Source organism: Nostoc sp. C052 (assembly GCF_013393905.1).
Lineage (GTDB): Bacteria > Cyanobacteriota > Cyanobacteriia > Cyanobacteriales > Nostocaceae > Nostoc.
This window is the reverse complement of sequence record NZ_CP040275.1, coordinates 120,690-134,420: the sequence shown is the minus strand read 5'-3', so window position 1 is coordinate 134,420 and position 13,731 is coordinate 120,690. Positions and strand designations below refer to the sequence as shown.

Here is a 13,731-nt window from a genome sequence, read left to right as displayed (position 1 = left end):
CCCCCAACAAGATAGTCAGCAAAGAGGTTTCACATAAATCTTCGTGCCATTCGGAATGGAGGTATAGTAAGCGCTCACTGGATACCGTTATAGATGATTGTGTTCTAGGTTGAATTTATTTATCGCAATCTCAGGTTAATATTTTTTAGCTGTTAAATCAGGAAAATTAATTCAGCGATTTGATTTATACTTTTAAATTCGTCTAAATATCAAAAAAGTTTTACTGTATGTCCAGCCTGAGTCCAGACATGGTTCGTATCTATTTGCAAGAGATTGGTCGTTACCCAATGCTAACCGCAGACCAAGAAATTGCTTATGGGAGGCAGGTACAGCAAATCATGGCAATTGAGCAAAGAAAAAATGAACTCACCCAACAACTAGATCGTGAGCCAACAATGGTCGAATTAGCTGTTGATGTTGACAAAAGTGAATTGGAAATAGCTCAAATACAAAATCTTGGGCAACGAGCCAAACAAAAAATGGTGACAGCAAACCTGCGTCTGGTGGTTTCGATTGCCAAAAAATATCAGAAGCGCAATCTGGAATTCTTAGATTTGCTGCAAGAAGGGGCAATAGGTTTACAAAGGGGTGTAGAAAAATTTGACCCCAATCGCGGCTATAAGCTTTCCACCTACGTATACTGGTGGATTACGCAGTCAATCACACGGGCAATTGCAGAGAAATCTCGTACTGTACGCTTGCCAATTCATATCACCGAACAACTGAACAAAATTAAGAAAGTACAGCGAGAATTATTTCAGACACTGGGTCGTCCAGCCAGTGTTGTAGAAATTGCTGAAACTTTAGACTTACAACCAAGCCAGATTAGGGATTTTCTCAGCAGTTCAAAGCAGCCAATTTCTCTAGATGTAAAGATTGGAGATAACCAAGACACAGAACTTAGTCAACTTTTACCAGATGAGGGCATATCTCCAGACGAACATATCACCAAAGAGCTTTTGCGCCAAGACATTAATAGTTTATTAGAATCACTCAAACCGACGCAACGTGAAGTATTAATTTTGCGTTTTGGGTTAGAGAACGATCAAGAACTAACTTTAGCTCAGATTGGAGAGAAATTGAATGTTAGTAGAGAACGAGTTCGCCAAATTCAGCAGCAAGCAATCACTGTTCTACGTCGTCAAAAAACTGAAATTCAACAGTATTTAGTTTCCTGAAGAATACCAAAAGATGATGTTTTAGGGACTAGTAAGGGGATTTACAGCATTCGGCTTTTAACATCCCCTCAATCGAGTGAAAGATTAGCCTCTTCTGTAAGATGCTCGTCCATGCTTCTCCAGATATTGCTGATGATACTCTTCTGCTCTATAAAATTGTGATGCAGCTACAATCTCCGTCACAATTGGATTTTTGTGATAACGAGAACTATTTTCAAGCTGCTCCTTGGAGGCTCTTGCTAATAATTCCTGCTCTGGTGTGTGGAAAAATATCACTGACCGATATTGATAACCAACATCTAGCTCCTGATGGTTTGATGCTGTGGGATTGTGCTTATTCCAAAACACATTTAGTAGTTCATCATAAGATACTATTACCGGATCGTATTCCACTTCCACTACCTCAGCATGTCCAGTTTTTGCTCTACAGACATCTTCGTAGGTTGGATTCTCAAAGTGTCCGCCACTGTAACCAACTGCTGTAGAAGTTACTCCCTTTACTTGACGAAATGCTGCTTCAACTCCCCAGAAACAGCCTGCTCCAAATGTTGCTTTTTGTAGATTAGTGTTTTGCATATCTTTGACAACTATTTTGTGATAATTGTAAATGAAACTCATCGAATCTGATAGATAGTTGAGAAGGAAATATTTCCTCAATACTGTCTGATTTATTTTAATTATTAGAGTGACAGATTATTCTGAGATGAGTATGGTATAAAACTGAATATTATCTAAGAATTGAAAAAAGTGGATTCTACCATTTGACGAATTCGCCGAAGATTTTCTGCAACACCTCTGGACTAGCTATTTCCGTAGATACTTGGTGTTGCAAAAAACATTTAGAAATACAGTAGGAACTAAAATTAGTCGTAACCAAGAGATTTGGGAAAGTTTGTATATATCGGCGCAAAGTTATCTCAATTCTTCCTTGGTGAAGATAGTCAATTCCAGTAAGCAAGAAGAATCTCATGTGACAGAAGGTGCAAACAAGAGGAAAAAAGGGGAAAGCGATGAACTCAACGCGACTACTGTCCCTAAGTAGTTGGTTATTAGTGGGATAGGTTAATGATTTCTATGCCAGTATGATCGCACTTGAAGATAATCTAGATGCGATCGCTATGTTGTTAATGTATGCAATTACGACTATACTGCCTGCATCAGATAGCAATCAAAGGCTGGGGTTATGCCGGATACGACAGATGAAGGCAAAATTCACTTCATATCACCACAGTTATTGAAGAAATTAGATTACCAAACGCCTATAAGTAAATTTTACGCTTCAGCGACCTATATGAGTCGCCGAACTGAGCCGGAAAGCCTTGATTTTTCCTTGGGTGATGCTCATGAAATGCCACTTCCAGGGTTTGTAGAAGCCCTGCAACGTTGGAGTGTAGCACAAAACTCCAGTTGGTATGGCTACAAGGGAAATATTCCCGAATCACGGGTTACTGTATCTGCATCTCTTCAGGATAAACGTGGACTTTCTATATTGCCTGAAGATATTTTTATGACTAATGGGACTCTAGTCGGTTTGGCGATTTGTCTGCAAATAGTAGCTGAGGAAGGGGATGAGGTAATTATTTTGACTCCACCCTGGTTAGGTTATAGGCGTATGGTGCATTTTACAGGTGCGGTTCCAGTGGGTGTGCCTGTAGATACCAGCACCTTCGATATAAATTTGGAGGCGATCGCTGAAGCAATTACCGAACGAACTCGGGCAATAATTGTTAATTCACCTCACAACCCTACAGGTAAGATTTTTTCAGCTAGGACTTTAGAGGGTTTGGCAAGTATACTAGCTGAGGCTTCTAAACTGTACGGCAAGGTGATTTACATGATTTCAGATGAAACCTTCAGCCGCATTGTTTTTGATCACCAATCTTGTCCCAGCCCGACCCAGTTTTACCCATTTTCTTTCTTGGTATATGGTTACAGTAAAACCTTAATGGCTCCCGGTCAACGTATCGGATATATCGCTCTTCCTTCCACTATGCCCAAGCGGGAAGAAATAAGGCGAGTAATCGCTATGTTACAAGCAAGTGCTTTTGGTTGGTGTTTTCCTAGCGTACTAATGCAGTATGCCCTAAGCGACTTGGAAAAAATAAACATAAATATGGAGCATTTACAAAAAAAGCGAGATTGGATGGATTCGTCGCTGCGAGGCATGGGTTATCAACTGCATACCCCCGATGGAACATTCTTTTTGTTGGTGCGATCTCCTTGGGAAGATGACTGTGCTTTTGCGGAACTACTGGCAAGTCACGATGTATTTGTTTTACCAGGTACACCCCAGGAAATACCCGGTTACTTTCGGATTTCCCTTACTGCCAGCGAAGAAATGATTTCTCGTGCCTTACCCAAATTTCAAGCAGCGATAAAATACGCTGTTGGATAAAAAGTCAATTGACGGCAACAGAAGTATCAATAGAAAAAATCGCACAGATATCGGCAGCAATCGATTCTTAGGGCAAACGCACCTTATTTACTAATAAAAACTAAGAGAGATTTCAAAATGACATAGATAATTGTAAAAATTCCTGAAATTATAAATAAAGCAAATGAATGCTTTTGAAAAATATGAATTATCTTATCTGAAGCGGAATGATTATTTATTGATACTAAAATAACTCAATATTTGAGTTTATAAAAGTATGCTTATCCAGAGGAAAAGTGAAATTATTCCTAAAGATTCAAATTTAATTTCTGATATATTAGTTTATGCTAAGGCTAAAACTCTTGATAAATACATTGTTATCCAACGCAGCGAGAAACTGTTTATTTTTTATTCCACGTTTGACACGCTTCTCTTGACCTAAAAGATTGACTGCAATATGTCTGAGAATTGCAAAATTCTGTGGAGCATTATCTTTCCTAATCCGACAGTCATCTTCTCTTAAAGCAACATCTAATATCCAATGTAGTGAGTTCTCAATTCCCCAATGACTGCGAATAGAATTACCAAACTGTTTAGCATTTGACTCAAGGCTACTGATAAAATAATGGGTTTCAACCGTTGTTTCACCATTTAATGAACGGACAGATTCGACCATTCCAACACTATTAAAGTTTGACCAAACTGAATCTGGGTTAAGCCGAGACTGAATTTGAGATAACATCACATATTGGCGGATTTCACGACGACCATGCCCTATTTCATCTGTTTTATATGTGCTATGTTCAATCCCCTCAAAACCTGTACTTATCCCTAAATGGAATAGTTTTTCGACCTGATCATAAAGATTTCCTTGGTTCTTTTTTAACGTAATCACATAATCTGCATTCTGTTGTGTGATTAACCTCACAATCTCTTTTTGGCAACCGATTGCATCAATTGTCACAATACATCCAGACAATTCTAATACCTTTAATAACTCTGGAATTGCTGTAATTTCATTCGATTTGTCATCCACCTTAACTTGTCCCAACACCAATCTATTTGTAGTTGCCCAAGCACTCACCATTTGGATTGCACTTTGGTCACTACTTTTATCACTGCAAAGTGGTCAGCAATGGTGATTTTGGGCTTGAGCTTCATTCAACTATAATCTGGTTCTTTTTGTTTAACGCACTATCGAATTTACTACAAAAACGAAGCAGTATTGCTTGGCAGCCGACGGCTGCCACAAACTCACCCCCTACAACGATTATCATTCTTATTCAGTTTTATACTTAATTCTCTGAAAGTACTGTGTGGTGGAGTGTTGGGGAATTCTACCTTGATTATCGATCTTTAATATTTAGATGCGTTCGCCCTAATAGCGATATCAGCAATTCTCATTTTGAAAACAAAAGAATATAAAATCCTCTTATTTACCTAGAAAACTTCTGTCTAATTATGATTTATTTGAAAAATAATCATGATAATTGGCTGAAGATAAATAATTTAAAAAATCTGCCCATGAAAAATAGATTTCAACTTATAAATATAGCTGAAACTCAGACCTACTTTGTAAATTCTCTCAATCAATAATCTCTACCTCCTGTCAAAAATTTGACATTTTTAACTAGAATTTGCTTTTGTGATCGGGACATATTCGGTAAGAATAAATACGAAAAGCTCCGACCAACTTTTAAACTAGATAAATTTTATTAAGGTACGAATATCATTAAAGAAATTAGTCCGAGTTACTAATAATTCACGAATTTTTTGATAGGTAGAATTGACTAAATCTAAAACAGTATGAAATAAAAAAGCTAGTAAATTTAAAGACAATAAGAACTCGCACAGATGATTTTGACCATGACCAAAGTTATGCTCTAAATTATAACCGTGATTTTTTAGAACATTATTACCTTCATTCTCAACTTTCCATCTACTGCGTCCAGCTTTGACAATCTCTTCAACATTGTTTTCGGTGATCTTATGATTAGTTATCCAATTATTTCTGTAGATAATTTTCTGTGTTTTCTCATTAATAACAGTCACTTCGCACCAATTAGCTTCGAGACTTGAGTCTCCATTTCGTAAAGGAACTCTAGAAGCATAACGATAACGATAAATTAGATTTTTTCGTCCATCCCATTGTTTCTTTTCAACAGTTGTAACTTCTCCACTTCTTTCTAAAAATTCTAGCCATTCATATAAAGTTTTATGTGACGTTTCCAGACAAACAAAAATAAAATTATAACCTTGTTGTAGCACCAAGGTACAAACAGGTTGGCGAGAATACAAGTCATCTCCTAAAAGGGTTACAGGATAACCATATTTATTTTGATGATTCTTATTCAACCATCTTTTAACAGCCGCATTTTCACAATCTTATTTTTGATGCCCATCTTGCTTTTTAATAAATTCCCCAGATATACATTGCTGAAACTATTACTGTAAAAGGATTACGATTACAGCCTTAACGAACAATTTCCCCGTTTCGGCGTTCGCTGAGGTTTTCGGGGTTTGTCATAGTGTGCGTTTTGGTGATTGCAGTTTTGATTGTGGCTCATCAAGTAAAAAGCGCGTAACTTTCGGTATCACTGCTCATTTCACCCTTTGCACTATGCTGCCACTATGACCCAATCAAGGTTTGAGGCTTTATTTTCTAATAGAAATTCCCAAATCTAGCTAAAATTTGGAAACCAAAGTCTCGTAAGCCTTGCAGCGATTGCTTTCTCCAAGACTGATGAAAGAGGGCTAAGTAAAATTTCCCATTTTTCCCTATTCACGCAACAACGCCTATCGTCAAGGTTTCTGAGCTATGGTGCAGGCATGGTCAAGCAATTCCTCCCCATGTGCGAAGTCGCCTTGCAGTGTATCCGCCGTATCTGTCAGCAAGATGAAGCCATCGCTTCCATCCTCGAATACCACCCCCAGCACCACGAGAGTCTGGCGTTTCATGTCATGTACTATAGATTGTTGTACATCTTGTGCCAGCAGCACGAATGGATTCACGCCTTGCAAACTTGCGGAATCGACGCGCCTGGCCCGATAGGGATGCCCATCCAGATGGAAAGGCAGATTCGCCCAGTGCGACCCAATGGCGCTTAAGTGGGCGCGTAGTTGCGCCCGCACGTCGGGGGCTATGCAATCGATATGGATGTGCAACTGGTTCTGGCTGCGTCCAAAGGCAGAATTGACCGCCATGCCTATCGCATCCCTCGCCAGCGTTCGTCCCAAGCGCTGCGATATTAGGGCGCGCGAGTCCCAGGCGAACTTCCAGTAATTTGGGGTATCCCTCGCCAGCAGGCTAGCGCTTTCAATGCCGGAAATCCGGGCAGTTGGTAGAAGCAGATATTGCGTCTTTCCTACCCGGTCTTTCAACAGGGCATAGCCCTGTTTCAAATCAACCAAGGTGCAAGGCGCGGGATTGCCTTGCTTTTCTTGGTTGGGGACGCAAGCCTCATGGACGATGCGCCACAAGGCATCGCTCTTGCTAGTATGATCGGCGGCAATCAAACCTGTCACCGCACCTACCAGTACTAACGCGGTGCCAGCCCTGCGCCAGAGACGGGACTTGGGCAAACCTCTTGTAGAAAATAGGCGCATTACTTATTATGTGGGATTGACAGTATACAAATTCTTAAAATTCTCTAGCAAACTTTGCGGTTCTAGGTCAAAACGACCTGATCTGCCAGAGCAAAGCGATTACTATCAAGGTATTATACGCGGTCCGGTGAAAGTTTCAGTCCCTGCTACTGGGGCATTATCTTGGAGCGGATTTGCGTTTAGTGAGAACGACCTCAGTGTTGCTTTTCCTTGCAGTATCCCAGCTTTTGGATCGACTGTCGCATTAACATCGCTTCTAACAATTGCGCCAGGTAATGTCGCTGTTGGGTAACTGAAGTTGAGTACCGTGGCAGTAAAATCTCTGTCTGAGGTACACTTCCAACTGCCTTGTCCGTTGCTATAAGGTTGGGAGGAAACACCATTTTGGTCTGAAGGAGAGGGAGCACCACTTTGGTTTGAGCCAGTAAAAAAATAGTCACCATCTCGAGTAATCGTCATAAGTAAGCTAAACAGACCGAAGTCACCAGAGACTTTCGTGATGTACGTGCCTGTCACCAATCTGCGACAATCTGCTATGTAATGAGCGGAGGCTTGGTGCAGATTCACAAAGCCCACGATACCGAGTATCAACAATACACAAATCATTAACGTGGCAAAAGCCTTACGAGTTTTCATTCTAGAACTTCCACTGATAAGTACACAAACTTATTAATTCACATTTTGGGGTGCGAGTAGCAACAGATACTGTTGGCGAAACATTCCTTAATACCCTCAAAGCTTTGAATCTTCGTCATACCCTTGTTGGAACTGATTGACTTTTGTAAATCAGACAACGCTAAAATCGGTATTTCAGAGATGAAGAAATAATTCGCCAACAGTATCCATTGCTACTCACGCCTCTATTTTAAATCAGTGATATGTTTAAATACTCCATTCGTTTATTACTACATTATTTAGAGTATAGAGAAGTACCTGTATTTGCCTAAATCATCCCGCATTTATGCAACGCCCATAAATTTTAATACAATCGGAATGATATTCGTGATTACAAATTCATCAAGCAGTACTTAGCTCAGTTAGAACAGAAAGAAGATAGGAAATTCCGATTAAACAAATTAGCAAATAGCACCATCAGCTCCCCTAGTTTGGGTTGAACAAAGCCAAACTCAACAAAATCAGGCTTTTGCAAGTCCCTTATTTAGGATTAGTAACGTAGGTCGAATCGTAGTAGGTTTTACCATCTTGGGTAGTTTGGGTGATTTAGCGCTGATTATGTGAAGCTGAAGGGGATTGAGGAATTGAATAGCGTCGGCAGTTGCCTAGTTGCGGTGTAGAGAAGTCAACTGCAAGAGTTCAACAGCAATTATACGTAAAGATTCCAATCAAGCTCTTCATGCCATTAGCAGCCAGTCTGTATCGCTCCACCTGGCAACCCGATTTCAATATTTTGTATAATTTCCGGTGTTGGGGATTTAGTGCCGGGTTTCCCCCACCAAAAGCTCCCCAACACGGAAACGCTATTTACTTACCACTGTCTTGAAGTGACGAGGAAATTTGGAGTGCCATTACCACCATGACTACCAACAGCAGGAATTTCCACTAGACTATCTGTGGCTTTGCCACTACCATTATTGATCACGTATGTAGAATCACCCGGATGTCCATTTGGAACAAACAGTTGTGGGTGATCAAATGGCGCCTTTTCATAGCGGACTCGCTCATCAGTGAGCGATTTGAGGAAGGCTACCAAGTCATTTTTTTCGGCTTCAGTTAGTCCCAACACGGCAAGGGCGCTTTGCTGGCGGAAGTCTCCGCCACGATTGTATAAGTCTACCACTTGCTGCAAAGTTAAAGAACCACCATTGTGGAAATAAGGGGCAGTCAGTTCAACATTGCGGAGTCCAGGAGTTTTAAAACTACCATCCGCAAGTATTGTGTCCTTAGAGCTAACTGTGGTGTTGGATGGGGAACCGAGAAGTTGCTGGAAACTTCCCAGTAGAGCCAGTCTCGTTTCCGAAAGCGGATTCCCAAATGGGTCATTACCTCCAACACTAACATCTTCTAATGTCGGTCTGATGCCGATATTGAAAAAGCCATTGTCAAAGACGAATCTACTGAAATTAGGGATCTTAAGAATCCCAATCCTTTGTTTCTGCACAGAACTCACAGAAGCACTGCTAAGTTCTGCCCCATTATGACAAAGGTTGCATTGAGCTTTACCCTCGAACAGTTGTTTCCCCCGTTGCTGTTGCCCAGTTAGGGCAGTGGTGTTTCCTTCCAAGAAGCGATCAAGTGGGGTATCGTTAGCGATGAGCGTAGATTCGTACATTTGAATTGCCAGCCCAAAAAATAGCGAGAAGTTGTACTCTATTAACCTGTACTCATTGGTTTCCAAAGAGCGATCCGGTTTCTTAACAAAAGTTCTCACACCCTTAGCATCAATTTGAATGAGTTGATTAGACTTCCACCACTCCGGCTTGAAGGCATCTTTAATTAGGCGATCATAGCTTTTATTTCTCAGTCCAGGTTCAGGCCATCTGCTATCTGTACCTAAAACACTGTCCTGTGGATGCACAAGTTGTTTCCCTAGCGGTCTCAGAGGAAATAACTTTTTAGCAAGTTTTCTGGGGAGTTTCTTGCCCTTGCTAACGCTGGCGGATTTGTGATCAATTGATCCGAACTTATCACCTATTTCTTCAAAGGTACGACCATCAGAAGATTCCTCGAACGAGCTAAGTGGTGGATCGACTGCTTGAGAAGCTAAAGACGAATTATTGAGGCTGACTTTGACAAATTTTAGCTGATTTGGAGTCTGTGCTTTCACGACAGAAGCATGAGAATCTCTCAAACCAAAGGAATTCACTCCATTAAAGATGTTTTGCGCCCTACCGTCCCAGAAGTTGCGGAAGTTAAATACTGCATTAATCGCAGTTGGCGCGTTACGTGGCTCGACGCGACGTACATTTACACCTCCCACGTTAAACACCGGATCTGGTTGAAGCGTTACTTGGTCTTCTGCATTACCCGGTATTACATCAACAAACTTGGTATTGATAACTCCTTGGGAGGAGGCGATATCATTCCGATCAGACACAACAGTTGTCGGATCATTTGGATTTGACAACTTGTGAAAGGGAAAATCTTCTGGCTTGAGCTGGTAGTTCGGCCCACCGCCGACATTAAAAACCGTATCTGGGTTTTCTGTGCCATCGGCGTTGATTCGCAGCAGACCAGGAGATATCTGATTTTTTGATCTGTTGTCGGCTCCGGCATGGAAATGGCAAGTAGCACAGGAGGTTTTTCCATCGCTACCAACTTGCATATCCCAAAAAAGAGCCTTTCCTAACTGAATGGCGGCTACTTTGTCTTTTATAAAGTCTCCAAGATTATCAGGCTCTGGAACCGAAACAGTCTTGAGAGAAGCTAGAGGTGGAAACGCCGTAACCTGGGCAGATACAGTATTTCCAGCTATTACTGCTGCCACAACGATCGCAGCAATTGTTATAGTTTTTGAAAGTTTTGATACTATTCCGTTAGGTTTTACATAACCAGATTCCCCCCTTTTACGCTTTGGATCAACTGGAAATTTAGATGATGCTCCACGAGACTCTTGGTCATTAAAAGACCATAATTTGAGATTTTTTAAACTCCGAATTCCCTGCTTGATCTGCACTACCATCGATTTGAGCAAAAATCGACCATTGCCGGTTAGCAGCAAAAACATTGGAAAGGTAGCAAAAAGCAACCCTAAACTGACTATGCGTAAAATTACCATATTTTCAGATCAGAAAACACTTAAAATTTTACTACTTATCTAAAGCTTTTTACTTATTATCAGCCGTATAAAATGTGACTATTTTTATTTAATTAATAATAAATGTAGAGAGGAAAAGGTTAGGTTGTGAGTAAGTTTTGTCAATAGGTCTAAGTATATAAATAAATCTGCATCAGAATAATAATCGTAATAGGGGTATGAGTATCATCGGCTCAGAAAACCGGGTTAAGCTTAAAAGCCTTATTAGGTAAGGATTATGACGATAATGAAGGTCATTGACTTAAACTTATCATCGAGTAACTACTCAACGATAAAATAAGGGTTTCAGCTTCTAAAAATTTTTGTATTACTCATGTAATATCTATTAACCCGGTTTTCTGCGCGAATGCTACTCATACCCCTGATTCTGCGTTCCATGATTTATTCCCCTTTTTGAACCAGCAATTTCCCAGACACCCCAGCCGTAAAACCCAACCCAATCGCCGCTACAGTAATATTAGGTTTGATAAATAACGTCGTAATTCCAATAACTGCACCCCAAAGACAGCCATAACAGCAAGCAATAATCAACTGATTTCTGGGTTTAGCTCTTTCGTCTTGAATAGATTGGTGAACGATGGCATAATCTTCGAGTTCACCAACGATTTCTGATAAAGAAGCGCCGTACTCTTTTTCCAATCTATAAATAGCCAGCCTGTCTGCTTTAACTGGACTTATGGCTAATTTTTGTAATGCTGTGGTTAATTTATCGCTCATTTTTAAACTTCCCGATGCTTCCACATTCTGGAAAATGTTTAGAAAAAATTTACTGGAGAGACAAAATGCTCTATTTTTCAGCCGTACTTAGAAATGTAAGAATACCGGAACTTGACTGGAACTCGACCGGAACTGTGACGAATATTAGTGGTTAATCTTAAAAACGCTGAAACCATCTTTTTCATTTCCGCACAATCGGTTACTGTCAATCAATTGTGACAAGGCATTCCTCAAGTAAAGAACACTCTTTTTCTCTTCGCCCCACTTGCGGCTGTTTCTGATAGCAGCAAAAGAAGTTGGAGGACTAGCAGTAGCTGCAACGATCGCCACAATTTGGTCTAAATCAGCCTCAGAAATACTACTCTCTTCTACTTCCAGAAATTCCACTTCCTGATAAGGCTTTGAAAAAATGGACTCCAGATGATTAACTGCGTCTGATGGGGCAATTTTCTCCCCTCTGGGTATGACTGTCCTTTCATGCTGTTGAACTAATTCCGGGAAGAACTGAAGTAATGTTCTAGCTGGATCTGGTTGCCCATTGCCTGGGTGCAAATGGGTCTTTAGCCATTCGGGAATCATGCCCAGATTGCCACCGCTAACAGGTTCTCCAAAGTTATTAGGGTTGGCTTTGAAATATTCTCCACTAGCGACATTCATTTTGCGTAGACCACCAGCGCTAACCGCTTGAGCTACACAGCCAATGAAGTTAACCGATTGCTTAAAGGTATCTGCCAGCCCAGCCGTAGCTTTACCTACAACGCTTGTCAGGTTAGAGCCATGCAAGACGATAATTAATGTACCACCCGACTTAGCGAAGCGAGAAAGTAAATATTGAATCGCCCAGGTGCGATCGCTCTCCTCTAACAATGACAGCAACCGCATCGCCTCATCAATTACTAGCAGTAAGTTTTTATGGGAGTAAGGTTCGCTTCCATCTAAACCCTTAAGAAATTTCAATAAATCACGAGCGACTAGTTGATCAGCCCCATCCGCATCTTGATCCGGGTACTTAAGGGCAGAGGTTAAGTTGCAGGCAAAGGGGTAAACGTCCACCCCAGCAGTAAAGTATTGGGTATTCAATCCGGGGTCAAGTGCAGTTGATAATGTTGCTAAGATTGCTGCTAAAGTTCCCTTGCCACCTCGCTGAGTACCAGCGATCGCAATGACTTGGGAACTCATCATATCCTCTACTTGGAATCCACTTTTCGTTAAAGCAGCGATCAGTGCGTTTGCCCTATTAGTCAGAGGGATATTAATTATAGTCTCTGGTACAAGCCCATCAGAGGAAGATGGTTGTAACTCTGTAGGTCTAGAAAGCTCCGCAGCTTGGTTCATCTTCCCAATATCTACAGTCGGTGATTGAAATTGCTTGATATCTACGGTCGGTGGTAACTGGACGTTTGCCTGTGCGATGGCACTTATCTCCGACCGATTCACCCGGCTGTCAATTGTCACATCTTGTAAATGGAGAGCCATGCTTTCATAAGTGGGTAGCTGACGACCGAAAAGCTTGCCGAACCAGCCAAACATCCAGCGATAAGCATAAAAACGTTTTCCTGGTTCAACTTGGGTTAAATACTGGACAATATTTTCAAACTCAGCATGAAGAAAGGCGTACTCTTGTGCTGATTGTCGTTCTAAGAATTTAACGGTATTGGCAAGATGATCCGCTTGATAATTGCTCCTAGCATCATAATCCCCGGCACGAGCTAAAGCGTCTATAAAGTTGCCACGTACAAAAGGCAAGGGGGCAATTTCTTTAGTGCGGTTGGAGTGTTCGACAACAAACCATAGCCATGCAGCACCACCAATTAAACCACCAACTAGCGCCAAAGGGTTCACCGCATAACAAACCGCTCCGATCCCAGAAGCCAACAAACCAAGCACACGGGTCATATCTGCTTCATTCTCAGATGCCCGTGCCATTTCAAATAATCCATCTTTTCTCTCTTGCAGCCATTGGGCAATATTTCCGGCTTCCAAGTGAGACAAGCTAGGATATGATTCGCGTAAATGTTCAGTTTCTTTAGTTGTGATTTTTGGGATATTGTTACTTTGCATAAATGCCTCCCTTGGTGAAA

Annotated in this window: 8 protein-coding genes and 2 pseudogenes; 2 read left to right on the top strand and 8 right to left on the bottom strand. The window is 41.1% G+C overall.

Annotation, left to right across the window (positions count from 1 at the left end):
- Positions 1-227 precede the first annotated feature (227 nt).
- Positions 228-1,178 (top strand): RpoD/SigA family RNA polymerase sigma factor, encoded by a 951-nt coding sequence (locus tag FD723_RS36850; RefSeq protein WP_179070143.1) that lies wholly within the window; start codon positions 228-230, stop codon positions 1,176-1,178.
- 84 nt (positions 1,179-1,262) lie between these two features.
- Here the strand turns inward: FD723_RS36850 and msrA are convergent, their stop codons facing one another.
- On the bottom strand, positions 1,263-1,754 hold the full coding sequence (msrA, locus tag FD723_RS36845; RefSeq protein WP_179070142.1) for a peptide-methionine (S)-S-oxide reductase MsrA: 492 nt from the start codon (positions 1,752-1,754) through the stop codon (positions 1,263-1,265).
- 607 nt (positions 1,755-2,361) lie between these two features.
- Between msrA and FD723_RS36835 the strand changes: the two genes are divergently transcribed.
- Positions 2,362-3,573 (top strand): aminotransferase class I/II-fold pyridoxal phosphate-dependent enzyme, encoded by a 1,212-nt coding sequence (locus tag FD723_RS36835; RefSeq protein WP_179070141.1) that lies wholly within the window; start codon positions 2,362-2,364, stop codon positions 3,571-3,573.
- A gap of 316 nt (positions 3,574-3,889) precedes the next feature.
- On the opposite strand, the pseudogene FD723_RS36830 reads toward FD723_RS36835, so the two are convergent.
- From FD723_RS36830 to FD723_RS36800, 7 genes and pseudogenes are all read right to left on the bottom strand, one after another.
- Positions 3,890-4,669 (bottom strand): annotated as a pseudogene (locus tag FD723_RS36830) (ISAs1 family transposase); the annotation flags it as partial.
- Between the two features lie 598 nt (positions 4,670-5,267).
- A pseudogene (locus tag FD723_RS36825) lies at positions 5,268-5,973 on the bottom strand (ISNCY family transposase); the annotation flags it as partial.
- Between the two features lie 381 nt (positions 5,974-6,354).
- A complete protein-coding gene (locus FD723_RS36820; protein ID WP_256875384.1) occupies positions 6,355-7,077 on the bottom strand; it encodes a CDP-diacylglycerol diphosphatase in 723 nt (240 codons plus the stop codon).
- Between the two features lie 186 nt (positions 7,078-7,263).
- The gene (locus tag FD723_RS36815) at positions 7,264-7,617 is read right to left on the bottom strand and encodes a hypothetical protein (protein ID WP_179070138.1); all 354 of its coding nucleotides are present in this window, start codon (positions 7,615-7,617) and stop codon (positions 7,264-7,266) included.
- Positions 7,618-8,644: 1,027 nt separating this feature from the next.
- Positions 8,645-10,894: a cytochrome-c peroxidase gene (locus FD723_RS36810; protein WP_256875383.1), complete on the bottom strand. Its 2,250-nt coding sequence runs from the start codon at positions 10,892-10,894 to the stop codon at positions 8,645-8,647.
- A gap of 420 nt (positions 10,895-11,314) precedes the next feature.
- Positions 11,315-11,650: a hypothetical protein gene (locus tag FD723_RS36805; protein WP_179070137.1), complete on the bottom strand. Its 336-nt coding sequence runs from the start codon at positions 11,648-11,650 to the stop codon at positions 11,315-11,317.
- 144 nt (positions 11,651-11,794) lie between these two features.
- The gene (locus tag FD723_RS36800; RefSeq protein ID WP_179070136.1) at positions 11,795-13,711 is read right to left on the bottom strand and encodes a hypothetical protein; all 1,917 of its coding nucleotides are present in this window, start codon (positions 13,709-13,711) and stop codon (positions 11,795-11,797) included.
- Positions 13,712-13,731: the final 20 nt, after the last annotated feature.